This window comes from Nitrospira sp. Vd2 (assembly GCF_979581665.1).
The window spans coordinates 16,679-42,620 of sequence record NZ_CEFZSK010000011.1 but is presented as its reverse complement, the minus strand read 5'-3'; the positions used below and the strand labels follow the sequence as shown (position 1 = coordinate 42,620).

25 protein-coding genes are annotated in these 25,942 nt (G+C 61.1%); 19 read left to right on the top strand and 6 right to left on the bottom strand.

Features of this window, described 5'->3' with window-relative positions; all coding sequences use genetic code 11:
* Positions 1 to 15: 15 nt before the first annotated feature.
* Both AC1U7K_RS05225 and AC1U7K_RS05220 read left to right on the top strand, forming a co-directional pair.
* Positions 16 to 1,734, top strand: coding sequence for a carbamoyltransferase family protein (locus tag AC1U7K_RS05225; RefSeq protein WP_480249811.1), 1,719 nt, complete (start codon positions 16 to 18; stop codon positions 1,732 to 1,734).
* A complete protein-coding gene (locus AC1U7K_RS05220) occupies positions 1,731 to 3,305 on the top strand; it encodes a hypothetical protein (RefSeq protein WP_480249810.1) in 1,575 nt (524 codons plus the stop codon). The genes AC1U7K_RS05225 and AC1U7K_RS05220 overlap by 4 nt, the downstream gene beginning before the upstream one ends.
* Here AC1U7K_RS05220 and AC1U7K_RS05215 read toward each other — a convergent pair.
* Complete coding sequence (locus AC1U7K_RS05215; protein WP_480249808.1) at positions 3,295 to 4,077, bottom strand: dolichyl-phosphate beta-glucosyltransferase; 783 nt, start codon at positions 4,075 to 4,077, stop codon at positions 3,295 to 3,297. The genes AC1U7K_RS05220 and AC1U7K_RS05215 overlap by 11 nt on opposite strands.
* A 156-nt stretch (positions 4,078 to 4,233) precedes the next feature.
* Between AC1U7K_RS05215 and AC1U7K_RS05210 the strand changes: the two genes are divergently transcribed.
* From AC1U7K_RS05210 to AC1U7K_RS05155, 12 genes are all read left to right on the top strand, one after another.
* Positions 4,234 to 4,992 carry a hypothetical protein gene (locus tag AC1U7K_RS05210; protein WP_480249807.1) on the top strand — a complete coding sequence of 253 codons (759 nt, stop codon included), beginning with the start codon at positions 4,234 to 4,236 and terminating at the stop codon, positions 4,990 to 4,992.
* Positions 4,993 to 5,192: 200 nt separating this feature from the next.
* The gene (locus tag AC1U7K_RS05205) at positions 5,193 to 6,722 is read left to right on the top strand and encodes a DegQ family serine endoprotease (protein ID WP_480249805.1); all 1,530 of its coding nucleotides are present in this window, start codon (positions 5,193 to 5,195) and stop codon (positions 6,720 to 6,722) included.
* A gap of 24 nt (positions 6,723 to 6,746) precedes the next feature.
* Positions 6,747 to 7,670: a twin-arginine translocase subunit TatC gene (gene tatC, locus AC1U7K_RS05200; protein WP_480249804.1), complete on the top strand. Its 924-nt coding sequence runs from the start codon at positions 6,747 to 6,749 to the stop codon at positions 7,668 to 7,670.
* A complete protein-coding gene (locus AC1U7K_RS05195; RefSeq protein WP_480249802.1) occupies positions 7,636 to 8,145 on the top strand; it encodes a MogA/MoaB family molybdenum cofactor biosynthesis protein in 510 nt (169 codons plus the stop codon). Before tatC ends, AC1U7K_RS05195 begins: the two co-directional genes overlap by 35 nt.
* A 41-nt stretch (positions 8,146 to 8,186) precedes the next feature.
* Positions 8,187 to 9,140 carry an Mrp/NBP35 family ATP-binding protein gene (locus tag AC1U7K_RS05190; protein WP_480249801.1) on the top strand — a complete coding sequence of 318 codons (954 nt, stop codon included), beginning with the start codon at positions 8,187 to 8,189 and terminating at the stop codon, positions 9,138 to 9,140.
* 101 nt (positions 9,141 to 9,241) lie between these two features.
* Positions 9,242 to 10,534, top strand: coding sequence for a molybdopterin molybdotransferase MoeA (locus AC1U7K_RS05185; protein WP_480249799.1), 1,293 nt, complete (start codon positions 9,242 to 9,244; stop codon positions 10,532 to 10,534).
* Positions 10,535 to 10,547: 13 nt separating this feature from the next.
* Positions 10,548 to 11,042, top strand: a complete 495-nt coding sequence (mobB, locus tag AC1U7K_RS05180; RefSeq protein WP_480249797.1) for a molybdopterin-guanine dinucleotide biosynthesis protein B — start codon at positions 10,548 to 10,550, stop codon at positions 11,040 to 11,042.
* Positions 11,039 to 11,746, top strand: a complete 708-nt coding sequence (locus AC1U7K_RS05175) for a cytochrome c3 family protein (protein ID WP_480249795.1) — start codon at positions 11,039 to 11,041, stop codon at positions 11,744 to 11,746. The genes mobB and AC1U7K_RS05175 overlap by 4 nt, the downstream gene beginning before the upstream one ends.
* 62 nt (positions 11,747 to 11,808) lie before the next feature.
* Positions 11,809 to 12,537, top strand: coding sequence for an ABC transporter ATP-binding protein (locus tag AC1U7K_RS05170; RefSeq protein ID WP_480249793.1), 729 nt, complete (start codon positions 11,809 to 11,811; stop codon positions 12,535 to 12,537).
* 85 nt (positions 12,538 to 12,622) lie between these two features.
* Entirely contained in the window at positions 12,623 to 13,414 is a 792-nt protein-coding gene (locus tag AC1U7K_RS05165) for an ABC transporter permease (protein WP_480249792.1), read from the top strand.
* A gap of 424 nt (positions 13,415 to 13,838) precedes the next feature.
* Positions 13,839 to 14,111 (top strand): TMEM165/GDT1 family protein, encoded by a 273-nt coding sequence (locus tag AC1U7K_RS05160; RefSeq protein WP_480249790.1) that lies wholly within the window; start codon positions 13,839 to 13,841, stop codon positions 14,109 to 14,111.
* A gap of 11 nt (positions 14,112 to 14,122) precedes the next feature.
* Positions 14,123 to 14,845: an MgtC/SapB family protein gene (locus AC1U7K_RS05155; protein ID WP_480249789.1), complete on the top strand. Its 723-nt coding sequence runs from the start codon at positions 14,123 to 14,125 to the stop codon at positions 14,843 to 14,845.
* Between the two features lie 1,696 nt (positions 14,846 to 16,541).
* Here the strand turns inward: AC1U7K_RS05155 and AC1U7K_RS05150 are convergent.
* Together AC1U7K_RS05150 and AC1U7K_RS05145 are read right to left on the bottom strand one after the other, a co-directional pair.
* Positions 16,542 to 16,964 (bottom strand): OB-fold nucleic acid binding domain-containing protein, encoded by a 423-nt coding sequence (locus AC1U7K_RS05150; RefSeq protein WP_480249787.1) that lies wholly within the window; start codon positions 16,962 to 16,964, stop codon positions 16,542 to 16,544.
* Positions 16,965 to 16,981: 17 nt separating this feature from the next.
* Positions 16,982 to 18,307: an MFS transporter gene (locus tag AC1U7K_RS05145; protein ID WP_480250237.1), complete on the bottom strand. Its 1,326-nt coding sequence runs from the start codon at positions 18,305 to 18,307 to the stop codon at positions 16,982 to 16,984.
* A gap of 317 nt (positions 18,308 to 18,624) precedes the next feature.
* Between AC1U7K_RS05145 and AC1U7K_RS05140 the strand changes: the two genes are divergently transcribed.
* A complete protein-coding gene (locus AC1U7K_RS05140) occupies positions 18,625 to 18,948 on the top strand; it encodes an RNA recognition motif domain-containing protein (RefSeq protein ID WP_480249786.1) in 324 nt (107 codons plus the stop codon).
* Between the two features lie 44 nt (positions 18,949 to 18,992).
* Here AC1U7K_RS05140 and AC1U7K_RS05135 read toward each other — a convergent pair whose 3' ends face one another.
* The gene (locus tag AC1U7K_RS05135; RefSeq protein ID WP_480249785.1) at positions 18,993 to 19,496 is read right to left on the bottom strand and encodes a response regulator; all 504 of its coding nucleotides are present in this window, start codon (positions 19,494 to 19,496) and stop codon (positions 18,993 to 18,995) included.
* A gap of 154 nt (positions 19,497 to 19,650) precedes the next feature.
* Between AC1U7K_RS05135 and AC1U7K_RS05130 the strand changes: the two genes are divergently transcribed.
* Positions 19,651 to 20,175, top strand: a complete 525-nt coding sequence (locus AC1U7K_RS05130; protein ID WP_480249783.1) for an FKBP-type peptidyl-prolyl cis-trans isomerase — start codon at positions 19,651 to 19,653, stop codon at positions 20,173 to 20,175.
* Positions 20,176 to 20,178: 3 nt separating this feature from the next.
* Here the strand turns inward: AC1U7K_RS05130 and AC1U7K_RS05125 are convergent, their stop codons facing one another.
* Together AC1U7K_RS05125 and AC1U7K_RS05120 are read right to left on the bottom strand one after the other, a co-directional pair.
* Positions 20,179 to 21,618, bottom strand: coding sequence for an Rqc2 family fibronectin-binding protein (locus tag AC1U7K_RS05125; protein ID WP_480249781.1), 1,440 nt, complete (start codon positions 21,616 to 21,618; stop codon positions 20,179 to 20,181).
* A gap of 5 nt (positions 21,619 to 21,623) precedes the next feature.
* Positions 21,624 to 21,896 (bottom strand): DUF5676 family membrane protein, encoded by a 273-nt coding sequence (locus AC1U7K_RS05120; protein WP_480249779.1) that lies wholly within the window; start codon positions 21,894 to 21,896, stop codon positions 21,624 to 21,626.
* Between the two features lie 110 nt (positions 21,897 to 22,006).
* Here AC1U7K_RS05120 and AC1U7K_RS05115 point away from each other — a divergent pair, with 110 nt between their 5' ends.
* From AC1U7K_RS05115 to AC1U7K_RS05105, 3 genes are all read left to right on the top strand, one after another.
* Complete coding sequence (locus AC1U7K_RS05115) at positions 22,007 to 24,385, top strand: endonuclease MutS2 (protein WP_480249777.1); 2,379 nt, start codon at positions 22,007 to 22,009, stop codon at positions 24,383 to 24,385.
* Between the two features lie 255 nt (positions 24,386 to 24,640).
* Positions 24,641 to 25,576, top strand: a complete 936-nt coding sequence (locus AC1U7K_RS05110) for a hypothetical protein (RefSeq protein ID WP_480249776.1) — start codon at positions 24,641 to 24,643, stop codon at positions 25,574 to 25,576.
* An 85-nt stretch (positions 25,577 to 25,661) separates the two neighbouring features.
* Positions 25,662 to 25,835 carry a hypothetical protein gene (locus tag AC1U7K_RS05105; RefSeq protein WP_480249773.1) on the top strand — a complete coding sequence of 58 codons (174 nt, stop codon included), beginning with the start codon at positions 25,662 to 25,664 and terminating at the stop codon, positions 25,833 to 25,835.
* Positions 25,836 to 25,942: the final 107 nt, after the last annotated feature.

Below are 25,942 nucleotides of genomic sequence, written 5' to 3'. Positions count from 1 at the left end.
CCGATAAAGAACGGAATGCTGATCCTCGGACTTTCCAACATGCGCGACGCGTCCGCCGCGCTGATCCATGATGGTCGTATCGTGGCCGCGGCGGAGGAGGAGCGGTTCGTGCGCATCAAGCACGTGTCCGGTTTGCCGGTGCGCGCGATCGGGTTTTGTCTTCAACACGCGGGGGCCGTTCCGGCGGACATCGATGCCATCGCCGTACCGTGGAAGTATTGGGTTCTTGGCCGGCGGGCGCGACTGGCGCTTTCCGCGATGTTCCGCTCACCCGCTTTGTTCAACGTGAAAGGTCGGCGGAGCGCCGAGCGGCTTCGCCACGAATGGGCGGAGCTCGCGTTCCTGGGTCGCCGGTTGGCCCGGCACGTCGGCGCGTTCGCCGTTCCGCCGACGTTTCTTGATCACCATGTGTCTCATGCCGCCAGCACCTACCTCGTCTCACCCTTCGATCGCGCGGCGATTCTCGTCGTCGATGGCGCCTCCGAGGCGCACACGGCACTGTATGCCTTGGGTGAGGCGCATCACATCCATGTACTCGGCCGCGTGCCGCTGCCTCATTCCTTAGGACAGTTCTATGCGGCCATGACGGCCTTCCTAGGCTTTCAGCCTGACTGTGACGAATACATCGTGATGGGCTTGGCCGCCTACGGCGAGCCTCGTTTCGCGGCGGCGATTCGGGAGCACGTGCTCTCTCTCGATCGCGACGGCGGCTTTCGATTGAACACGGCCGTGCTCGATTTTCATCTCGCCCGAGTCGGAATCTTCAGTCGGACCCTATTGACGCTGCTCGGGTCCGCACGCAGGCCCGACGAGGAGATCACCGCGCGGCATCGAGACATCGCCGCCAGCGTACAGCGCGTGCTCGAAGAGACCCTGCTGCACATGGCCCGTCACCTCAAGCGCGTGACGCGCGCGACCGACCTCTGTCTGGCGGGCGGGGTCGCGCACAATTGTGTCGCCAACCGCCGGCTGTTCACCGACGCCGGCTTTGAACGGATCTTTATCCCGCCGGCTCCCGGAGATGCAGGGACGTCGCTTGGCGCTGCGCTCTGGCTGGCCGAGCGTCGGCGGGACTTGCAAGACCGCCCCGTGCTGCGGGACGCCTATCTTGGCCCTTCGTTCGGTGACGCGGCCTGTCGTGCAGCGCTCGACCGCGCCGGGCTCTCGTATGAGAGCCTTTCCGAGGAGGAGTTGTGCGCGCGCGTGGCCGGGGAACTTGCGAGCGGGCGCTTGGTCTGCTGGTTCCAAGGGCGGATGGAATGGGGGCCCCGGGCGCTCGGCAATCGCAGCCTCCTCGCCGATCCCCGACGCGAGGACATGCGGGAGTTGATCAATGCGAAGGTCAAGCTGCGCGAACCGTTTCGCCCGTTTGCTCCCTCCGTGCTGGAGGAGCGAGCGGCCGAGTTGTTCGAGCTGTCCGCTCCCTCTCCCTTCATGCTGCTGACCGCCGCCGTTCGCCCCTCGGCAAAGGGCCTCATCCCAGCCGTCACACACGTGGATGGCACGGCGCGCGTCCACACGGTCGATCGAACCTCCAATCCGCGTTACCGGCGGCTCCTTGAAGCCTTCGATCGAACGACCGGGATTCCCGTCCTGTTGAACACCTCGTTCAACGTCCAGGAGCCGATCGTCTGCACCCCAGATGATGCCGTGGCGGCCTTTCTGCGCACCAAGGTGGAGTGGCTCGTGCTCGGGAATCTGTTCGTCGCGCGACCAGTGGCTCGGGATCCGTGAATCGTGACTGGTTGATCGGCAGCCGAAACTCTCTACCCGCCGCCGGACCGATGCCCGAGCAACGCCGAGCGTCTTACGAAAATTTCGCGCTCGATGCGCTGCTGTTTCTCTTCTTCCTGAACCTCGCGCTGCAACCCTTGGTCGAGCCCGACTTCGGCTGGCACCTGCGCACGGGGCTCGATCTTCTTCAGCACGGCTGGCAGATGCCGGTGACGGACCCATATTCGCATACGATGCCGGATTGGCCATGGGTCGAGCATGCCTGGCTGAGTGACGGGCTCCTCGCGCTCGTCTTTAGCGCCTTCGGCACGGTCGGACCCTTGGCGGTGATTCTGCTGTTCGGCGCGGTGATCACGGCGGCGTTCTGGTTCGCGGGCTCCACGGCGCGAGCACCACGCACCGCGCGGCTCGCGGCAATGGCGCTGGCCGGATGGATCGCGCTCCCATTTTTGGGTGCCCGCATCCAGATGGTCACGCTGCTCGCGGTCTCGGTGCTGCTGCTCCTCTGGCAGCGGTTTACAGATGGCCAACGCCGCGTGCTGTGGCTCATGCCTGCGCTCTTTCTCTTGTGGGCGAACCTCCATGGAGGATTCACGGCGGGCCTGTTCGTCTTGGTGCTGATCCTCATCGTCTCAGGCATCGTACGCGTGATCGTCGATCGGTATCCTCAAATCGCAACGTCGCTCGATGAACCCGTCCTTCCGTGGTCGGACCTTGGGCTCGTGGCGATCGTGTTCGTGCTTTGCATGCTCGTGACCTTGATCAATCCTTACGGATGGCGGCTGTATGACGAAATCGCGCAGTCGTTGAGCGATCGATTGATGGTCGATACACTGCGCGAATGGCAGCCGCTCTCGATACGGGACCAAGCAGGTCGCGCGGTAGCCGTCTACGTCGGCGGTTTGCTCGTGGCCGGAGCGATGTTCTATCGACGAGTGGAGCCGGTCCGCTGGATCGTCGTCCTGACGCTGCTGGTCTTGGCGCTTCGGCACTGGCGGAATGTCCCGCTGTTTCTCATCGTCAGTGTGCCGTTGGCTGCTGAGATGCTTGCGGCGGCCGGTGCGGCGCTGGCACGGTCCATACCGGCCGTGGGAAGCCATCTCCGTCTCTGGTCCTTCGGATTCTCCTGTGCGGCCGCGGCGCTTCTCATTGGATTGGGGAGTGATCACCTCGAACGGATCGTCCTATGCGGCACCAATCCACGCGAGTACTTCAAGCAGACGGAGTATCCGATCGAGGCCATCGACTGGGTGAAGGCGCATCGGGCCGAGATCGGGACGCGCCTCTATAACGACTACGGCTTCGGCGGCTTTCTTTTGTGGTGGCTACCCGGGGAGAAGATTTTTATCGACGGCCGGATGCCGGCGTGGCGAATCGGGGACCGGTGGATCTTCTACGACTATCTGGCGTTGGTGCATTGGGATCCGCCGATGTTGCAGGTCCTCGACAAGTATGCCGTCGACTGGGTGCTGACGGAGCGTCACGGTGTCTTGGATACGGCGCTGCGCCGAGAGCCAGCGTGGCGGTGCGTCTATCAAGATCAGAAGGCCGCCATATTTGTCAGGGGATGACGGAGTGGAAGGCCTCGGTGAAGGCCGGCGGAGCCGCGGGTTCGTGGCGTCGCTCGTAAAGGCCCTCCGCGTCGTTGCGCCGAATCCTCAGCAGTTCACGAAGCATCCGGAATCCGTCACGCAGGACGCTGACCTTGGAGCCGGGCTGGTCGGACCAGTTGATCGGGACTTCGGCAATGCGATAACCCCGACGGCCGGCGACGAACAGTACTTCCAGGTCGAATCCATAGCCATCGATCCGGCTGACGGAAAACAGATCGAGCGCGGCGACCTTCGTGAACAATTTGAAGCCGCATTGCGTGTCATGGACGTGGGAGACGGCCAGACGGCGAACGAGCGCATTGAACAGATTGCCCAATACGGTCCGATGCCATCGTGCCTCCACGCGATAGAGCGGATCACGTGAGCCAAGAAACCGCGATCCAATCGCCACGTCAGCGCCGAGACGGACCGCTCTCTCGAGCCGCTCCCATTCCTTTACCGGCGTGGCGCCGTCGGCGTCGGCCATCAACCGCAGATCCCCCTTGGCGGCGAGCATGCCCGCCCGGACCGCAGCTCCCTTCCCCGTATTCCGCGTGAGCCGGAGCAGTCGTAGCGCGGGAAAGTCGGCGGAGTAATGTTGCACCTGTGCCGCCGTCCCATCGGTACTGCCATCGTCGACCACGATCACCTCGAAGGCCAGGGGGTGCCGTTGGCAGTATTGTTGGATTTCGCTCAAATACGGGCGGATGCGATGAGCTTCGTTATAAGCGGGGAGGATGAGTGAGAGCATCGGAGCCTTCTCACGGCCCGATGGCGCTTGAGCCATGAGCCAGCGCCGAGCCTAGTCGGAATCCCCAAAAATTGCAAGCACACCTTGACAGAGCCGCCGGCCACGGGTGAACGTATAGAAGAAGCTCAGGGGTAGCGGATAATGGGATAAACACCCATGTGGCTTGCAGTCGTTCTCGTCCTCGTCGCGATGCCGGGCTGTGCGTCGGGCGTTCCGCCGAGCCGGCTCGATACATTTTTCGGGCCGGTTGCCATGGCGGAGTCGCAACAGGCGTCGCTTCCGCCTCGGCCGATTCACGCCGGTCTTCTCGTTCTCGCCGACACATCGGCGGCTGATGCTGCTCCCGCTCCGCCGGAAGGCGCGCTGATGCGACTGGCCGAACAGCTCCAGCAGCAGATCACCGAGATGACGTTGATTTCGATCGACAAGATTCTCCCGGCCTCGGCACTTCAGCATAATCGGGACCCCAGTCAGTTTCGCGATCTCAAGCGCCAATACGGCCTCGACTATCTCGTGCTGGTCGTCGCATCGAGCACCGAGCAAGAATACCCGGTGACGCTGTTTTTAGGCTGGGTGACGCACGCGCAGCCAGGGTGGCGCCGAGACAACTGGTCATTGCTGGAAGTGGCGCTGGTCGATCTGAACACCGGCGTGCCAGTGGTCCGAGCCGAAGGACGAGGATGGGCAACCCTCGATTGGCCGACGGCCCCTGGGATCAATCAGTGGTACCCGGTGATCTGGCTGAGGCCCCAGGATCCTGTTCGCCATGTCTGGCCACCGTCGTACGCGGCCGCGCCGAATACCCTGCGCGTCGTCTCGATGAACGATGCCGCCGAGCGCATGATCCACAATTTGCAGGACGCCTGGATCGAGAAGCGAGACACAGAGTTGTCGGCAGACCGTCGGGCCGGTTGACGATGCCCATCCGGCGAGCAAGCCTGACTTTCCTGCTTGCCACCGCGCAACCCGCGTAGGTTTTTGTCTTTGAACGAACGCCCGCGCTTAGTGTAGAATCAACGCGTTTCATCCAATATTCCACCACCATCTGCCAACGACGCCAAGGGACGAGGGATATGGAAACGATTGCGACGTGTTCCGAAAAAACAGGCCGTACGATGATTCAGCGAATCCGATTGTATGCCGTGATCGCCGTGCTCACGGTAAGTGCCGCATGGACGATGAGCGGCGCGCCGGTCGCGACGCCCGAGGCAAGCGGCGCTGTTCCGCCGGGCGGGATGCAGAGCTTTGCTGAAATCGTGAAGAAGGTGACGCCGGCCGTCGTGAATGTCGCCGTCGTCGGTGGAGGGGAAGGGCGTCGGGAAGGACGCCGGCCGCTGCCCCCCGGGCCGTTCGGCCCTCCCGGTGGTGGCCCTCCCGGTGGGCCTCCTGGTGGTCCTCCGGGGGAAGAGCCGCCCGGCATGGAGCCTCCGGCCCCGCCATTCCCGCCCGGTCCGCATGGCCGACCCGAGCAGAGCGCCGGGTCGGGCGTCATCATCGATCCACGTGGTCATATCTTGACCAACAATCACGTGGTGGATAACGCGACGGAGATCACCGTCACGCTCCACGACAGCCGGGAGTTCAAGGCCAAGGTGGTGGGCGCGGATCCGAAGACCGATCTCGCGGTCATCAAGATCGAGGCCGACAATCTGCCCTATCTCAAGTGGGCGGACTATGACAAGCTGCAGGTGGGTGATTTTGTCCTCGCGATCGGCAGCCCGTTCGGTCTGAATTCGTCGGTGACATTTGGGATCATCAGTGCGTTGGGGCGTGGCAATGTCGGCATCGCGGATTACGAAGACTTCATCCAAACCGATGCGGCGATCAACCCGGGGAATTCGGGCGGCGCGCTCGTCAATATGAACGGCGAGTTGATCGGCATCAACACCGCCATTTTTTCACGAACCGGAGGCTCCGAAGGCATCGGCTTCGCCATCCCGAGCACGATCGCGATGGATGTCACCGAATCGTTAATGAAGACCGGCAAGGTCGTGCGCGGTTGGCTCGGCATCGCCATTCAGGAGATCACTCCGGCGTTGGCCAAGTCGTTCAAGCTGCCGGAGCAGCGCCGCAGCGGCGTGCTGATCAGTGATGTCAACGAAGATGGACCGTCGGCGAACGCCGGGTTGAAGCGCGGCGACGTCATCATCGGCTTCGACGACAAGGAGATCAAGAACGTCAGTCAGTTGCGGAACATGGTGGCGCGGACCTTGGTCGGTCGGCAGGCCAAGCTCAAGATCCTGCGCGATGGAAAAGAGCAGATCCTCACCGTGAAGGTGGGTGAGCGGCCCTCCGATGAAATGTTGGCGCGGAAGGAGCCGGCTGCGCCGCCGCAAGAGACCGTCAAGCCCCCGGACAACGTGCTCGCGGCGTTGCGCGTGCAAACGCTGGATGCGGCGACGATGAGTCAGCTCAACCTGCCGAGCAAGACGACCGGCGTGGTGATCAACAATGTCGAGTCGGGAAGCCAGGCTGAGCAGGCGGGGCTGCAGCGCGGCGACGTGATCCAGGAGATCAATCACGAGCCGATCAAGTCGCTCGACGACTATCAGAAGGCGGCGGCCAAGATCAAGAAGGACGAAATGGCCGTCCTCCTCTTGAGCCGGCAGGGGAACAATCTCTTCGTGGCCGTGAATCCGAAGTAGCGGCAGCGGGAGCCGAGGACTGAGGTGGATTTCAGGCGTTTCGGGAAGTGGCTGCAGGACTCGGTCTTCGCGCCCCTCGAAGATAAAAAGATGCCGGTCATGGAGCACCTGGTGGAGCTCCAGGTCCGGCTCACGCGCACGGTCGTCGTCGTCGGCCTCGTCTTCGTGGGGACCTTCTTCTTTGCCGACAGCCTCGTCCAGTGGCTGCGGGTGCCGCTCCAAAACATGTTCGTCCCCGGCAGCCTCGAATGGGTGCCGACGGATTTGCCGACGATTCCCTTCGTCTTCTTGGCCCCCGCCGAGGCCCTTTGGCAGAACGTCAAGGTCGCCGGCCTGTTCGCGATCGTTTTGGCCACGCCCTACATCTTGTGGGAGATTTGGCAGTTCGTCGTCCCCGGCCTGCACAGTCATGAACGGCGCTTCGTCGGACCCTTCGTTCTGATCAGCACGATGGCCTTCTATTCGGGGCTGGTGTTCTCGTTCTTTTTTGTCTTGCCGTTTGCGCTGAATTTTTTGATCTCCTACGGCGTCAATGCGGGGTTCATTCCACAGCTCTCGATTGCGCAGTACGTGGGATTCGCGTTGTGGTTCCTGTTGGTGTTCGGGTTGATTTTCGAAGTGCCGCTCGCCATCACGCTGATGGCGAAACTCGGTTGGGTGAATGCACCGTTCTTGAAGCGGTATCGCAAGTGGGCCTTCCTCGGTGCCTTCCTCGTCGCGGCGATCCTGACCCCGACCCCGGATCCGTTCAATCAGTGCTTGATGGCGGTGCCGATGTACGTGTTCTACGAGGTCGGGATCATCAGCGCCGGCATTTTCGGGAAGAAGCCCACGGCTGAGACGGAGAAGCCGACCGGGCCCACCGTGCCCGCGAGGCCGATCCCCAAACCTGCCATGGCGACCACCGGCGACTATGTGTCCGTCCCCGATTCCAGCGGGCGCCGCTGAACCGCGCGTCGTCCGCGTCGCCGTCCTGGTGATCAGCAGCAAGATCGTGTCGGGCGAGCAGCCGGACGGCGGGCGTGATGCCTTGGAGCAGATGGTGCGGGAGATTCCGGGAACGATCATCGCGTATGACACGGTGCCGGATGACCGCAAATGGATTCGCGACGAGCTGGTGCGCTTGTGCGATGACCTGGATCCGGATGCGCTCCTGACGATCGGCGGCACGGGAGTGCGGCCGACGGACTGGGCGCCGGAAGCGACGCGTGATGTCATCGAGAAAGAAATTCCCGGAGTCGCGGAGGCCATGCGGCAGGAGAGCTTGCGGAAGGTCCGGACCGCGATGCTGTCGCGGGGGATCGCGGGAATCCGAAAGCGGACGCTCATTGTGAATTTGCCGGGCAGCCCTAAAGGCGCGAAGGAAAATCTGGCCGTGTTGCTGCCGGTCCTTGAGCACACGGTGGAGAAGATACGAAGGTGACGGTCGAGTCACGGACCGAACGATAGAGTCCAGGAGCCACGATGCCAAAAGAACTGAAGATCATCCAACCGTCGGGACCAAGCAACAGCGACGTCTGCACCTACATGTGGGCGTGCGCGATCTGCGATGAGAACGAGACGTGCCAGAAGGACAAGGAAGGGCACAGCCGATGGCTCGTCGCCAAGCGCATGGAACGCATCGAGCACAAGGTGCTCGTGATGAGCAACAAGGGCGGTGTAGGTAAGAGCACCGTCACGACGAACCTCGCGGTCAGCTTGGCGCTAAAGGGGCATGAGGTTGGGATTTGCGACATGGATATCCACGGGCCGAACATCCCCAAGATGCTCGGCGCCGAGGGCCAGAAGCTGAAGGTCAGCACCACGGGCGGCATCATTCCCTGGCAGGCCTATAACCTCAAGATCGCATCGATGTCCTTCCTACTCCAGAATTCCGACGACCCGATCATCTGGCGCGATGCCTACAAGTACGAGTTCATCAATCAGTTGCTGGGCGGCGTCGAATGGCAGGATCTGAATTTCCTGCTGATCGACCTTCCGCCTGGCACCGGCAACGAGTCGGTGACGACGATCGATCTGCTCGGCACCGTCAGCGGCGCGGTGATCGTGACGACGCCGCAAGAGGTCGCGCTGCTCGACTCACGCAAGTCGGTGACCTTCTGTAAAGACAGCGAAGTGCCGATCATCGGAATCGTGGAAAACATGAGCGGGCTCGATTGCCCGCACTGCGGGAAGCACATCGAGGTCTTTCGAAGGGGCGGTGGCGAGGCGTCGGCGCTCGATATGGGCGTGCCGTTTCTTGGGCGCATCCCGTTGGACCCGGAGGTCGTCACGCAATGCGATGCGGGCGAGCCGTTCGCCATGTTCTATTCCGATACGCCGACGGCCGAGGCGTATCACGATATCGCGAACAAGGTCGATGCGTTTTGTAAAAAAAGCGGCTCGCTGCTACGCATCAAGTCGTCGCACCAACACTAAGGGAGAAAAAATAGTGCTGAGTAATGAGTGCTGAATTCTGAGTAGAATCGGGCTTTCTTCCGACTCAGCACTCAGCACTCGCTACTCAGCACTTCTAAGCCATGGACCTGAAGCAATCTGACCTGACGCCTCTGCACGAGGCGCAAAAGATTACCCTTGCCGCGGCCCCCGTCCTTGGTATGGAGAAAATCTCTTTACTCGAGGCCGTCGGGCGTGTCCTCGCGGAAGACATCGTGGCCGCGCGCGACAACCCGCCGTGGGATAACTCGGCGATGGACGGCTTCGCGGTGCGCTGGGAGGACTTGAAGCAGGAGCACGCGATCGGCAAGCCCGTGGTTCTGAAAGTGATCGAGGAAGTGCCGGCGGGGAAAGTGGCGACAAACGTGGTCGGTCCCGGACAGGCCATCCGCATCATGACGGGGGCGCCGATCCCCAAGGGCGCGACGGCGGTGGTGAAGGTCGAAGATACGGAGCCGTCTGCCGACTCGGTCAGGATCTTCAAGCCGGTCGAGCTGCGCGCGAATATTCGTCCTCAAGGGGAAGATGTGAGGAAGGGCGAGTGCATCATTCCCAAAGGCACGCAAATCCGGTCGGCCGAAGTCGGCATGCTGGCGATTCTCGCGAAGCCGTTCGTGCTCGTCTATCAGCGGCCGCGGGTGGCGATTCTGTCCACCGGTGATGAACTGGCCGATCTGGACGAGCGGTTCAACGAGGACAAGATCATCAATTCGAACAGCTACGGGATCGCCGCGGCCGTTCAAGAAGCGGGGGCCATCCCGGTTTTGCTGGGCATTGCGAAAGACGATCCGGTCGCGTTGAAAGAAAAGATCGCGCAGGGGTTGACGGCGGATATCCTCGTGCTGTCGGGCGGCGTGTCGATGGGGGATTATGACTTCACGAAGGCGGTGTTCAAGGAGCTTGGCGCGGAGATGAATTTCTGGAAGCTCGCCATCCGTCCGGGACAGCCGCTGGCGTTCGGGAAGATTCAGGGCAAGCTCGCGTTCGGGCTGCCCGGCAATCCCGTGTCCTCAATGGTCACGTTCGAGCAGCTGGTCCGTCCCGCGATCTTGAAGATGTCGGGACACCGCACGTATGGACGGCCTGTGGTCCAAGCGGTCTTTCAGGAAAAATTTTCGAAGCGGAACGACCGCCGGCATTTCCTCCGCGGAGTGCTGACGCGGGAGGACGGCGTGCTGAAAGTCCGCACCACCGGCGATCAAGGCTCCGGCATCCTGACTTCGATGGTGAAGGCCAACTGCCTGATTGATGTCCCCGAACATGTCGAGCGGGTCAATCCCGGGGATGTCGTGGACGTACAGGTCCTGACGCCGCAGATTTGGACCGACGGGGCCGATACTCCTGCTGTGCATACGCAGGCGTCAGGCTGTTGTTGAAGAAGGTGTAAGGATGTCTGTTCCAATCGTGAGTTTCGTCGGCCGCTCGAATAGCGGAAAGACGACGTTGATCGAGCGGCTCATTCCCGAGCTCGTGCTCGCCGGCTATCGTGTGGCGACCATCAAGCACGCCGGCCACGGGTTCGATCTCGACACGGAAGGCAAGGACAGCTGGCGGCATAAGCGGGCCGGCGCGAGCACGGTGATCGTCGTGTCCAAAGGCAGCTTGGCGATGTTCGCCGATGTCTCCAGCGAGGTGCGGGTCGAAGAACTGCGCGAACGGTTTCTCGAGAAGGACCTCGATCTGATCATTGCAGAAGGCTGGAAGAGCGAGGGCTTTCCGAAGATCGTGGTCGTCCGAGATCACATGGGGGAAGTTCAAGTCTCACCCGAAGGGCTCCTCGCCGTTGTCTCCAATACCCCTGTCGATGTGTCGGTGCCGACCTATCATCCCGACGACATCAAGGGCCTCTGCGACCTGCTGGTGCGTCATTTTCCGAAACAATGATCCGCAAGCAGACCGCCTATGTGATGATGGGCCTCGTGGTCGGCGCGTTGGCCATAGGCGGCATCGGCGTCCCGCTCACGAATCACCCCGACTTTTGCGCGAGCTGCCATAACATCAAGCCGTCCTACGACACGTGGAAAGTGTCGACGCACAAAGAGGTGACGTGTGTGGCCTGCCATGTGCGGCCGGGCTTCGAGCACTGGCTACAGGACAAGGCGTGGAACGGCACGAAGGACCTCGCCATCTATCTGTTCGGGACGCCGACCGATGCCGATAATCTGGAGGCCAAGGTGGACTCGACCGTCTGTCTCGGTTGCCATCAAGCGATCCTGCGCGTGTCCGAAGTCGCGCCTCGGGACTTGCCTCCGCCGGTGAAAGACGTCGGACTGGTGATGAGCCACCGCACACACATGGACGCGTTCACGAAACGGGGACAGGGCGAAGGCTGCACCACGTGCCACTCGCGCGTCGTGCATGGCACGCCGATCAAGGGCTATCCGATCGTGATTCCCCGCGGTCACGTGTCCGAGGACAGCGAGCCCCATTATCCCACCCATCCCGAGGGGAGCAAGCTCCGTCGAGCGGCGCTCGCCGATTGCTTTCGGTGTCACGACGGAAAGACGCAATACGAGGGCAAGGTCCTCAGCAACAAGTGTGAGACCTGCCACCTTCCTGATAAAATAGGAAACTTCTTGTTCAACTGAGTTCATCCGCCGGCCGTCGTCGCCGCTGTCGCACTCGCCACGGCGACGGTCGCCGAATGGTTATGCCTGTACCGATCGTTCAAGTCGAAAATCTGACCAAGCGGTTTGGCCCGTTCACTGCGGTCGATGGGATTTCCTTCGACATCCGGCAGGGTGAAATTCTCGGGCTGCTCGGCCCGAACGGCGCGGGGAAGACGACGACCATTCAAATGATGCTCGGCCTGATCACGCCGACGGCCGGCTCGATCCGGATGTTCGGGCTCGACTTGGCCGGGCATCGCGAGACGATCCTGAGCCAAGTCAATTTCTCTTCGACGTACATCTCGATGCCGTATTCGTTGACCGTCGAGGAGAACCTGCGGGTGATTGCGAAGCTGTACGGCATCAACGACATCGGTCGGCGCATCAACGACGTGATCAAGATTCTCGAGATGGAAGAGTTCCGCACGAAGGTGACGCGCAAGCTCTCCTCGGGTCAGATGACGCGTTTGGCGCTCGCGAAGGCCATCTTGACCGAGCCGAAGATTCTGTTTCTCGACGAGCCCACGGCCAGCCTCGATCCGGACATCGCACACAAGATTCGCTCGCTGCTCAAGGAGGTCCGGCAATCGACCGGGCTGAGCGTCCTCTACACCTCCCACAACATGCGAGAGATGGAAGAGATGTCCGATCGCATTATCTTTCTTCAGCGCGGGAAGATCGTGGCCCAAGGCACGGCGGAGGAGATCATCGCACGCTTCGGGCAACAGGACCTGGAAGAAGTCTTTTTGAAACTGGCACGGGAAGAGTAAAACAGGTGGTAGGGAGGTAAAGTGGTAGAGGGGTAAGTAAAGCCGCCGTACTACCTTACCACTCTACCGCCATACCACCATTCCTATGAAGCTGCACCGTATCAGCGCATTGATCGCTCGCCATCTGTATCTCTACCGGCGCAGTCTGCCGCGGTTGATGGAAATCTTCTACTGGCCGTTTCTCGATCTCGTCGTGTGGGGCTTCATCACGCTCTATCTGATGAAGTTCCAGGGGCAGATTCCCGGCGTCGTCACCTTCTTCTTGGGCGCCTTGATTCTGTGGGACGTGCTGTTCCGAGCGCAGCAGGGCATCACGATCTCGTTTCTCGAAGAGATTTGGGCGCGCAACCTGATGAACCTCTTCGCCAGTCCGCTCAAGCCGAGCGAGTTTCTGACGGCGACGATGGCGATCAGCGTGTTCAAGGTCACGGCAGTCTCCATCGTCATGGTGGTGGCCGCGTTCTTCTTCTATGACTACAACATCTTCAAGATCGGTCTCTCTCTCATCCCCTTCGTCCTGAACCTACTCGTGGCCGGGTGGACGATCGGCGTCTTCACGACCTCGCTGATCATGCGGTTCGGGCAGGAGGCGGAAGTGCTCGCCTGGGGCATGGTGTTCCTGTTTCAGCCGGTCTCTTGCGTCTTCTATCCGATGGATGTCCTACCCCAGTGGCTGCAGCCCGTCGCCTGGATGAACCCGGCGGCTCACGTCTTCGAGGGCATGCGCGGGGTGATCGCGAGCGGGACGTTGTCCGGCATGCATCTGAGCTGGGCGGCCGGCTTGAACCTCTTCTATCTCACCGCAATGGTGTTGTGGTTTCACCATACGTTCAACGTGTGTAAGGAGAAGGGGTCGCTCGTACGAGTAGGGGAATAAAGGTGCCCTCGGCTGACGACGGGCGGACAGCTCCGGCTTCGCGATCATGCGATGACGACCGACGGCAGTGATGTCCTGCTGCTCTCGCTGCTGCGCCTTTAAGGCTGCGGCATGGCCGCAATGCCGGCGCAGTCAGCCGTCTCTTGGTCACTCCTTCGGCAGTTCCCGCTATCGTAGAAGCCTCCGCGTCCATCCCGTCCAGCCACAATCATCGCTCCGCACCTCCCTAAGCGTCCCTCCGGTCTCTCACGCGAAGGAAGTCTTCGGAAATTCACTCGCGGACTCGGGTAACTGAATTGTCAGGAGAACGAGCGATAGTATGCGAAGCCGCATTCTGCTGTCAGAAGCATGCAAACGTAATATACAGTCGAGAGGATACCATCTACAAAAGAGGAGACCATCTGATTGGCGAAAGGGAAAATCAATGATGAAGCTGTGGCCCATTTTTGTCACGGTGTTTTTCGCCGAACTGGGCGACAAGACACAACTCGCGACTCTTCTCTTTGCAGCGGATGAACGTGCGAGCAAGGTAGGAGTGTTTGCAGCGTCGGCAGGTGCCCTCGTGCTGTCCAGCTTGATTGCGGTACTTGTTGGCTCACAACTCTCGGCGTACATTCCACCTCGCGCCCTGAAACTCGTCGCCGGCGTCGGGTTTGTTGCCATTGGTACGTGGGTGCTCATCGACGCGTGGCGGTAACGAGCAGATCGATGCAAGCTATTCAGAACGTCAACGTCATATCGCTCATCGATACGCTGTTGAGCCTCGTCACGGCTTTCATGCTCGGGGGACTCATAGGTGTTGAGCGCCAATACAGGCAGCGCACCGCCGGGTTGCGGACGAATGTCCTCGTCGCAGTGGGTGCCGCGGTATTCGTCGATATGGCGAACCGCTTGCAGGGTCATGACGGCGCCGTTCATGTCATCGGATATGTCGTGAGCGGTATTGGATTCCTTGGGGCGGGTGTGATCATGAGGGAGGAAGGCAATGTGCGGGGACTAAATACGGCCGCCACGCTTTGGGCTTCGGCCGCCGTTGGCGCGTGCGCCGGGGCGGATTTGATCTTGGAGGCCATATCGGGAACAGCCTTCGTCTTGGCTGCGAACACGCTGCTGCGGCCGGTCGTTCATGCGATTAACCGGGAACCGTTGGATACCGCGTCCGTTGAGGTGACGAACACCGTCTACGTCATTGCTCAAAGAAACAATCAGAAGCAGGCGCTGAGGTTCCTTGAAGACGAATTGCGGCGCAGCAACTATCCGACACATGATCTGAAGATACATGCTTTCGGTGAGGAGGAAGTAGAGATGGAAGCGACCCTCGCCGCGACGGCTCTGGATCGAGGTGAACTGGATGCGGTTGTGAAGCGACTGAACGCCTCGCCACTGATTAGCCAGGCGTTTTGGAGCCCAACCACAAATCAACGCGATTAGGTTCCGTACGGGCCTCGGCTGACGACGGGTGCGGGTTCCGGTGTCGCGATTATTCGTCGGCGAGGGGCCGCCACTACGATCTTTCATTTTTCGCCGATGCGCCTTTGAAGCTGCGGCGCGAGGCCGCAATGCCGGCGCGTCGGCAATCTTTTGCCACACTCGTCAGGTAGTTCCCCGCTATCGCGAAAGCCTCCGTGTCCATCCCGTCCAGCCGAGGCGATAGGGGTGGGAAAAGAAACAGGTGGTGTCAGTTAAGGAAGGATCGAAAGATAGCAGGCTCTCGATGAAAGCCGGCCCCAAAAATAGTCCGCTAGAGTTTAGCGACAGCTTGAATTCTGTTAAAGGCCTTGAGAGAAATTCTGGCGATCCATGAAACCGAGCGACTTCAGAAACTATACTTTACCTGCAGGCAGACACCGAAAGAACAGCTCAGTTTGATCGAGGTCCTTTGTGTTGGATAGGGTTCCAGTTTTTTGGGGAATAGTGGATCTTGCTTTCTTTGGGTGGTACGTAATCGGAAGGTTTTGGGCACACCGTGTCCCAATCAACTCCGACCTGAACAGGGCTTGGGAAACGACAACATCGCTGGGTAGTCTCTTGCCTTTAACAGTCGCAGTCCTTGCCACCATTTTATACATTTCGATCCCCCTCTCTGCGGCTTTATTTCTCCGGAGAAAACGCTCTGGAATAGTGCTGGCGTATGCCCAGTTCCCGTTTCGGCTGGTTCTCGGTGTGCCGTCACTGTTTTTCATCCCGTGGCTGCTCCCTTCCGCACCCACCAACATTGCCGTCGTGGCCAAGGTGAGCTTCCTGATCGGTACTGAATTATTCAAGCTTTGGTCTTTGAGGCTTTGGCAGAGGCGAGTATTGGCTTTACGGCAGGGGCTCAAATAATGTGGTGGATTTGGCTTGCAGGCACGGAGCGGCGCAGTTGTGACGACGCATTGCATATTCGCCGGCGTTGTTCTCGCTGTAACGATCGATGGCTGCGGGATGACTGCAATGCCGGCGCAGTCGGCCATGTTTTGGCTGCTCGGCGGGGAGGCCCCGCTATCGTGGAAGCCTTGGCGTCCAACGTGTCCAGCCCAGGCGATCTGAGAGAAGAAAAAAGTGATGGAGAGTAAGAACAGCGAAAATCCCTTTATGATTCAGGCCGCCAAGAGTATTCCTTACAAAGGCAAACAAGAAAGCAGCCGTATGAAGGGTCAACTGAGACAAGCTTCAAGTCACCGCGCTTAATCCTGCTTCTTATCTCTGATTCAAAATCGGGCCTTGCATCCAAATGGCTTTGACCGAACAGTTCGATGAGAAGTGCTCTATCAACAGCGCATTCTTCGAAGATCTCCACATCTAAAACGATGTTTCCCTGTCGAAAGTCATTAGCCAACAAGTGTTCTACACCCTTAAGGTGTAGCTCATGCTTTCGACCGCTGATATCACGAAAGAGAATAGTTGCGCGTCCCTCTTTGTCTACGATCAAGCCTGACAAATATGCGTCGTGTAAATTTGGAGACGGCATCATCGGTTGACTAGGCAGTCCTACGTTTTAGCTCTCTGACGTGTCGGCTCCTGAATCGGACCTGAGTTCGAAGCGTTGGTCGGCTTCATTAAATCCTAAAGCTAACGGCTTGTCCTCAACTTCAGGGAACCGGTATGGTGCATTGCCTTCGTCCGCATCAGGTCAAGCCGCCGGCTCTCATCTGTTTTCCAGTCGCTTGATCTCCCTGGCCTGCACGCAGACTTTTGACGGATAGCCTTGGCCTTGTCTCACAACTTGGATTTGGGCGAAGACTTGGACGCGCTCGCCTTCGACGAGCAGCGGGAGGCGTCGGGCTCGGCGGACGCTGATGTCGATGGTGCCGGTGTCGTCTTCGAGCGTCATCGCGTAGGAGCCGCAGCCTTTGGTATCGCGGCCGCGGGACTTCAGATGGACGATGCCTTCGAGCGTGACGCCTTGGAGGTTGGACGACGCGCCGTAGTCTTTCACGCTGGCGATCGATGTTTGTGAGAGCGCGGTTGGTGGTGTGAGCAACAGCAGGGCGACTGCATAAAGAAGTGCTGAGTGCCGAGTGCTGAGTGCTGAGAGAACCGCCCAAACGGGAAAACGCGATGATTCCATGTGTACCTCTTTGTTGGTTAATCCGGCAATGGTCGTCCTTTGGTCTCCGGCGCAAAGGGGAGGACGGCAAGCCCCACGAGATAGATCAGGGCGACCGCGCTCGCCGCGGCGCCGATACTTCCGAGCGTTGCGACCAGCGTGCCGGTGACGAATGGTCCGACGGAGGCGAGGATGCGTCCCGCGTTGAAGCAAAAGCCGGCGCCCGTTGCGCGCAGCGCCGTGGGATACAGTTCCGGTAGGTAAATCGGGAAGCCGCTGAAGATGCCGTTGTTGAAGAAGCCGAGAATGGGGAGCAGGGCCAGCACGTGAGAGTAGTTCGACGGCGCGTAAAAGATAACGGGCAGCATGATGAAGCTGCCCGCGCACATCACGGCAAAGACTGCGCGCCGACCGAAGCGATCGGCCAGCGGGCCGAAGCTGAGGTAGCCGATCACGGCCCCAACGTTCAGCAGCATGATGGCGTAGCTGACCGAAGCGGTGACAGCCGGGCCGGCCAGCTCCCGCATCTCCGGCAAGGACCGGATCAAGCCCGGCGTCCAATTCGTCGCGCCCCAGAGACCGAAGACCGCAACGAACGCGAGTGTCGAGCCGACCCATGTCGAGCGCGCCAAGCGGCCGTGGAACAGCGCGGGTAATTTCTTGAGCCGCTGTGCGCCGCACCGGCGTTCCTGTTCGTGCGCCTCGACCCATCGCTCGGGTTCCTTCACCCATAGTCGAACGAGGAGGGCGACGAGTGCCGGCGCGATCCCGACGAGGAATAGGGCCCGCCAGCCATAGCCGCGGAGCATCAGATTAAAGGCCGCCGCCAAGAAGAAGCCGACCGCCCACGCCGATTGGAGCACGCCGGCCGCTTTTGCGCGCTTGTCCTCCGGCCACGTCTCGGCAATGATAGCTGCGCCGGCCGCCCACTCCCCCCCGATGCCGATCGCAGTTAAAAACCGATACACCGCTAGATGCCACCAATCCTGAGACAGCGCGGCGAGGCCGGTGAAGGTGGCGTAAATGAGGATCGTGACAATCAGCGTCTTCGTGCGGCCGATGCAGTCGGCAATGAGCCCGAAGAGGACGCCGCCCACCGCCCACCCGATGAGGAAGATCGAAAAGATGATGCCGCCGTACCAGCCGACGAGTTCCGTTGAGGCATGACCGCCGGCCGTCCGTTGTAGCAGTTCGTCCAGCGCGGGATGGAGCACCAGGGCGTAGATCGTCGCATCCATCGAATCGAAGACCCAGCCCATCCATGCGACGAGTAAGACCAGCCATTGATACCGTGTGACGCCGTGAGCCCACGCCAGCGCGGTCTCTCTCGCTCCCGAGCGACTGCTCTCCACTGTGCTATTCATCACGAACGCATCCTATCCGGACACCGGCCCCATCAATAGTATCGCGTCGTCCGTGCGTGTCTATTGCTGGAGACAGCGGAAAAAGATTTTTTGGGAATCTTCTTGTTGTCGGTATCGCCCCGTGGTACGATAGCCTCACTTCAGCGCATGGGCCTTTGCGGTGAAGTCGTGATAAGAGGCCCTTCACCGATGTTGTTTTGCCCGAGACTGTCATCGGGAGTCGCAGCTAAGCCGCTTGTTCCTCGCGTCTTCAGCCGGTCCCTTCCCGTCGTCGTCGAGTCCAAGACAATATCATTTTTTTGAAAGGAGGAACCCAGATGGGTTCAAAGATTTATGTCGGTGGCTTGCCCTATTCGGCGACCGACCAGGAACTCAACGATCTGTTTGCATCACACGGCACCGTGGAATCGGCTCGCGTGATCACCGATAAGTTCACCGGCCAATCCCGGGGATTCGGTTTCGTCGAGATGTCATCCGGCGAAGAGGCGTCGGCGGCGATTTCCGCGTTGAACGGATCGCAATTCGGCGGCCGGACCTTGACCGTGAATGAAGCGCGACCGCAGGAAGCCCGCACAGGCGGCGACGCGGGGCGCGGCCGCGGCGGCTTTGGCGGCCGTGGCGGCAAGCGCGATCGCTGGTAAGTAAATTTCGGCAGCGGGCTGCGTCGCGGCCCGCTGCACCTTCCTCAGTCGAACCACTCCACGTCCTTTCCCTCTCCGGATTGGGACTTCCCCTTTGTCTCGACTTTGACGGGAGGTCCGTTCAGCGCCTGTTCGACCGCCTGAGCGAGCGCGTCGGGTGTAAAAGGCTTGCGAAGGAATGGCAGTGAGTCGGCGACAATCCCGTGTTCCTTGAGCTCGTCGGTGGAGTAAGCGGACATCAACAGGACACGCGTCTCCGGCTTCGCGGCAATGATGTGATGGACAAGCTCGTGCCCATGGACCCGTGCAAACTGGCTCTTGCCGCCCGCGAGTTGAAGCGCGGGGGGTGGCAAGAAGAGATCGGCAATGAGGAGATGGATCGGGGCGGGATGCTGCGAGCACAGCTTCAGCGCCTCGGGGCTGCCCGATGCTTCAAGGACCGTAAACCCTCGGGCGCGAAGCGTCTCTACGCACAGCCGTACAATGGAAGGGTCGTCGTCGACCACGAGGACCGTGTGGGATGGCGGAGCGTTCTTGACGTCCGGCATACTTGGCCTCCTGTCTATCCAATCGGCTCATCGGCCCACATACTAAAACGCGTCCTTGTTTCCCGGGTTGACTGAGGGAGCATACGCGGAACCAACTAAAAAATCGACGTGTTCTTTCTGCCGGCATCCGGAACATGAATGAAAGGAGGTTGTCATGAAACACACGGGATCTTCCCCAAGCATACTGATTACCGCGGCACTCCTTTGTTTTGTCGTCTACGCCAGCGGCTATGCCGCTGAGAGTCGCCCAGTCGTCGCCGATGGCATGAAAGTCACGCTCGAATATACGCTCGCGTTTCCCGACAAGACGGTGATCGAAAGCAACGTGGGCAAGACGCCGATTTCCTATGTGCAAGGGAATCAGGAAATTCTCCCGGGACTCGAAAAAGCACTGATCGGGTTGAAGGCCGGCGACAAGAAACATGTGCTCGTGCCGGCGGAAGAGGCGTTCGGTCAGTATGACGAGAAGAAAAAAGTCACGGTGGCGAAGAACCAAGTGCCGGCCGAGGCGAAGGTCGGGACGCGCCTACGGGCGTCGAACGGCATGGAAGCAACGGTCGTGGCCGTGCAACCCGACAGTGTGGTGGTCGATCTCAATCATCCATTGGCAGGAAAGGCCTTGGTGTTCGACGTCAACATCTTGAAGGTTGAGAAGCAGGCGGCGGCCCCCTCCAAGTAGTCGTTACGGCGCCGCTTGCCGCGCTTTCAACGCGTCGAGGCGGCGCCGGTCCACCGCGGCGAAGACTGATTTCTCCTGTGTGACGACCACGGTTCCCGGCGGCTTTCCTTTCGCCTTCCGCACGTACTTGCGACGTGTGTAGATCACTTCCCCCTTCCCGCTTTTCTTGAAATCGCTGTAGAGCACCGCGAGCATCGCCGCCTCCTTGAGCGTCTCAGGCGGAGGATCGGCTCCCTTGTCCAGCCGGACGACGACGTGCGAGCCGGGGACGCCCCGCGCATGCAACCAGAGATCGTCGGGTCTCGCCTCCCCAAACGTCAACCTCTCGTTCTCTCCTGCATTCCGGCCGACGTAGATGGGACAACCATCGGTCGAGACGAACCGGCGGAACGGGCCGCGGCGCTGCTCGGTCTCGTGAGAAGCCGAACGCCGAGTCATGTGACTTCCTGCGGCCGGAGCCGCCCCGGATGTTTCACGGACCTCACCGCGGTTGAGCGCCGCCTGCTCGGCGCGCAACGCGGCCAACTGCGCTTCCGTGTCGGCGATCCGTGGGGTCAGTTCGCGGGCGGCGGTCACGTATTTGCGATGCTTCTTGAAGTAGTCATCCAAATTGCCTTGCGCGCTTTTGGCGGGATCGAGTGGCAGGACGAGCTCCGGCAATTGCGGATCGAAGTAATCGACGACGACGATCTGGTCCTGTCCTTTGGCAATCGCGTGAAGCTGGCCTTTCAGGAGTTCGCCATAGCGCGCGTAGCACTCGTAGCGCTGGGCCTTCTCCCAATCGCCGCGTAGCGCCTCAATTCGGCGTGTCGTTTTCTTGATCTGTTTCGCGATCGCAGCGCGGTGCTGTTGAAGCCATCGGTCACGGGCTGCCGCCTGCTCGCGGCCGTGATACGTGCGTTCCAGCCATGCCGAGTATGGGAACGGCGCGGTGGAATTCAGCTGCATCGCCTCGTTCTCGCTACCGAGAGCCGTGTGCGGCGGCTTCGCCGGCGGTTGGTACGGTTCGCCGACCTTCACCCGCTCACGATCCAAAGCAATGAGAATGTTATCGTCGGCGTCGAGCAGCAGCAGGTTCGAGGACCGGCCCGTCAATTCAGCGATCAGCGACAAGGGGCCGTGGCGGGTGGTGAGCCGCAGGCGGGCAATTCGGTCGCCGTTGACCTGCTCGACACTGTCGATCCGCGCACCCTGAACATGCGCGCGCAAGTACTGACAGAAGGGCGGCGGGCTCGGCGGGTTGGGGGGGCGATGGTCAACGAAGTGTAGGCGGGCGGTGTCAGGATCGGCCGAAAGCAAGAGGAGATGCGTCCGGCCTGGTGTTCGGATCTCGAATACCAGGGTTCGCGGGGACGGCTGAAAGACTTTTTGAATCCAGCCGCCCGTAATGGGCGGCGTCATCTCTCTGATGACAGCCTCGAGCAGGCGCGCGGACAGCGGCATGGCCGTCAACGGTGTCGGCCGGCGATGAGCCGATTATAGATGACAGCGCCGAGGAGCCCGAAGCCCCAGGCTCCGCCGACGAACGCGACAATCTCGCCCAGTATTTTCGTGGGATCCATCTGGGCGGGCAGTAGCGCTGCCACGTCGGCGCCGAAGAACTGAGCGTTGAAGACGAATTGAAATGCCGTGGGCGCCGCCACACGCAGTGCGATCAGCAGGACGGCCAGGACGGCGGTGGTGGCAGCCAGCGCATTCGCAAAGGGCAGCGGATGAATCATCACGATAGCCCATGCTAGGCGAAGCCCCAAGCGATTGCAATTGGGCCGCCGGGTGACGATGTTGCCCGTCCCTTTTGGATTTCGGTACAGTCATTCGTATGGAATCGTCGTTGTCGACACAAACGGCCTCCGTGCTCGAATGGGATCGTGTGCTCGAGCTGCTCGCCGCCTCCGCCCGGTCGACTGTCGGAGTGGAGCGCTGCCGGCGGCTCCAGCCGGAGACCGACTTGGAGCGTGCCCGGGCTCGTCTACGAGAGACCGCCGAAATGGTGGCCTTGCAGCAGTCCTCCAACCCGTTTCCTTCGGTCGCCTGCCCAGATGTGCGCCAAGTTCTGAGTCGCGTCGGGAAGGGGGCGGTGCTCGAGCCGCACGAGCTGCGCGATCTTTCGGTCCTGCTCGGCGTCGCGCTTGAAGTAGAGCGATATATGAAGCGTTACCGTGTGCAGGCGCCGACGCTTGCCGATCTCGCTGACCCGCTTGCGGACATCGAGCGGCTGGAAGGGATAAAGCGCCAGATCGATCGCTGCATCGACGAGGACGGCCATATCAAGGAATCGGCGACCGCGGAGTTGCGCCGGCTCAGCAGCGAGGCGCACGACCTGAAGCAGACGATGAGGCGACGGTTGGAAACGATCCTTGCTTCCAGTCGCTATGCCGACGTGCTCCAAGAGCGCTACTTTGCGCAACGAGAGGGTCGGTATGTCCTCCCGATCAAAGCCGACATGCGGGGGAAGATCCCCGGCATCGTGCATGATGTGTCCGCCAGCGGCGCCACCGTCTTCCTCGAGCCGCGCGAGCTGGTGGAGTTGAACAATGCGATCAAGGTCGCCGAACTCGAAGTGGACCGCGAGGTCCGGCGCATCCTTCAGGTTCTCTCCTCAGAGGTGGCGAACCATGCCGAGACGATGAGCCGAGCCGTTGAGGCGCTCGGTGAGCTGGATTGTGTGGCGGCGAAGGCGGCGCTCAGCGAACGGATCGGTGGACACACCGTCTCGCTCGCCCCGAACGGTCGCATCGCGCTGTGGCAGGCGCGTCACCCGCTCTTGGTCGTGACGAAAGAACGCGTGGTGCCGAACGACATCGTCATGGATGAATCCGTGCGCGTGCTGATTATCTCCGGGCCGAATACCGGCGGCAAAACGGTCACGCTCAAAATTCTCGGGCTGTTCGCGCTGATGGTTCGCGCAGGCCTCCAGCCATCGTGCAGTGCCGATTCCGAGATGGGGTTTTTCCCGGAGGTCTTTGCGAACATCGGGGACGCGCAGGACCTGACGAAGAGTCTCTCGAGCTTCTCGGCCCACATGACACAAATGATCGAACTGCTCGAGCGCGCCTCCGCGGTGGGGCGTGACGCGGGAACCCAAGCGCTCGTCCTGCTCGATGAGCCGGTGACGTCGACGGACCCTGCCGAAGGGGCGGCATTGGCCGAAGCCCTGCTGCTGCGACTGGCAGGCCTCGGTATGAAAGTGGTGGTGACGACGCATTACAACTCGCTCAAGGCGCTCGCTCAAACGACGCCCGGCTTTGTGAATGCCAGCGTCGGCTTTGATGTCGCGACCCTTTCGCCCACGTACCGGTTGATCCTGGGCGTACCGGGCGGCTCGGCGGCCATCGACATCGCGGGGCGCCTCGGCATGGATGAGACGATTTTGGATAAAGCCTTGCAACTGTTGCGGCGCGAGGACCGCGCGATCGAGCAGATGCTCGGTGATCTTCAAGAGAGGCAGCGCCGACTCGAGGAGGATCAAGCGAAGGTCGTCGCGTTGCGGAAGCAAACGGAGCAATCCGCGCGGCAGGCTCAAGAGGTCGCGGATCGGCTCGCGGCCGGCGAGCGGGAGGAGCGAAAGCGGCTGAAGAAGAAGTGGGCCGAGGACGTCGCCGAGGCGCGCGCGCAAATTCAGGCCGTTCTCGAGGACCTCAAGAAGGAGCAGAGCATCGAGCGGGCACGTGAGGCCAAGCGGAGACTGGCCGAATTAAACGAGCGCATGGCGAGGATGATGGTGCCCACCGATCAGGTGTCGCCGGAGCAGTTGACGGCCGGGAGCGCCGTTGAGATCGTCGGGCTCCATACCACGGCCACTCTCCTCGAGTCGCCGAGGGGCAAGAAGCGGGTGCGGGTGCGAGTCGGCGATCGGGACATGTCGGTCGACATCCGATCGCTTCAGCCGTCCACCGACCAGCCGCCTCCCCCCGCCCAACAGAGCCAGGCATTGAAACCGGGCGGCAGACGTCACGGCTTGGAGGCGACCTCCGAGGTGCTGGACCTCCGCGGGAAGACCGCCGATGAGGCGCTGGATGCGACCATTGCGGCGCTCGACCATGCGGTGCTTGCCGGCACACCGATCGTGCGGCTGATTCATGGCCATGGAACCGGGCGGCTCAAAGCTTCTCTCCGCGACTATCTCAAAGGTTCTCCCTATGTGGCGGCGTTCCGGCCCGGCGAGCGCGCGGAGGGTGGCGACGGCGTGACGATCGTCGAACTCCGGTAGGCTGAAGCTCGTCACGGCCCAGTGAGAAGATCGTCCGCTTCGCGTTGCTTCCTCGATGTGCGCAATAGCGCAATCACGCTCTCCTCTCAAAGCTGGTGCTTTTCCTCAATCGGTGGTTGAAAGCCACCACCATTCACCCTGATTTCGGCTGCTTCCCGCTTCTCATATCCGCGCGACATCAAGGACTTACCCCATGGCACTGGCCTTGCGAAAAATCTGAACGTTTAGGATTTGCCAGCCATCAAGGAGGATCAAATGAGACGCCCACTTGAACCAATCGACCTCGTGGTCGCAATCGGTGTGTTCGCCACCGTGATCGGCGGCTATTTCATGTTCATGTCTGCAGATGGCGCGATCGAAGGCCTGACACCCGCCAACGGGACGGAGCAAGTTGCGTTCGTTGAGAGCAGTGGCCCCATGCAATGGGTGCAGCCGGCGTTGGGCCAGGCCATCGTCGATAACGCCTTGATCGAGCGCTCCCAGAACGCGGCGCTCCGCGAGGCGGTGATGACGTTGAACCGGACCCTCATCACCGCGGAGTACACCGAAGAGGCCAGCCGGACGGCGGTCGATGACGCGATCGCGAACATGACGCGTCTGGATTCCGATCATGCGGCCCGGGTGCAGTACGTGCTCGGACGCGCGATCACCGAAGGCACGTCACGCGGGGTTCGAGCGGGACTGGTGGATGCCGATGGGACGACTACCGCGTACAACCGGCATCTGATTCAAACCGCCGAGTCGATGGGGAACCGGATGGAGCAGGACCACATCTTCGGCCGTGAGTCGCGCATCGGCTGGACGATCGTGGAAACGGCACGTGAGGCAGTGGCAGCCGTCGAGCGGATGCAGCCGCGTCTCGCCATGGCCGCACTCGACGTCCTCTCGGCGCAAGATCGGGCGATCGAGGCAAAGGGGACGGCCCAAACGCAGCTCGCCCTCGTCGCGCTGGCGTCCTTGCACGGGGAGGAAGTGGCGGACCGCTTCGGCACGTTGGCGATGGCTGAGGGGGCAATGGGCGCGTCGGCGGCGAGGGAGCGCACGTGGCCGGAGACACCGATGGGTTGGCTGACGATCGGTTCGCTTGCGCTGATCGGTCTCTTCGTCGTCGGCCTGTTCATCCCGATGGGCCGGCCGGAGCCGGTGGTCAGCGAAGAGGAAGCCAGGTTCACCTACAGGAAGACGGCCTAAGTCGCAAGAGCGGGTTGAGGTTAAGGTTGAGGCTGAGGGTGTTCACCTTCACCTCGACCTTAACCTCGCTCTGCAAGGAGCGCATATGTCTTGGGGATATTGGGGGATCGTCACCGGACTGCTCACCCTGGTGACGTTGTTCTTTTTTTCGCTCGATCTCTTCTACGGCGGCGTCGAAGCGCCACCCGATGTCGAGAAGCAGACGCCGCCAACCGGTGGCGAGGCGGACGCGACCTCTCGTTCGCGGCATGCGGCGTAAGGGCCGCTCGGCCGCGGCGTCGAGCGATAGGGCGGCTCAACACGGAACGGCGGGTGCGTGTGTCCAAGGGCCGGATGTCGAAGAGACAGGCCGGTCAACGCCCACCA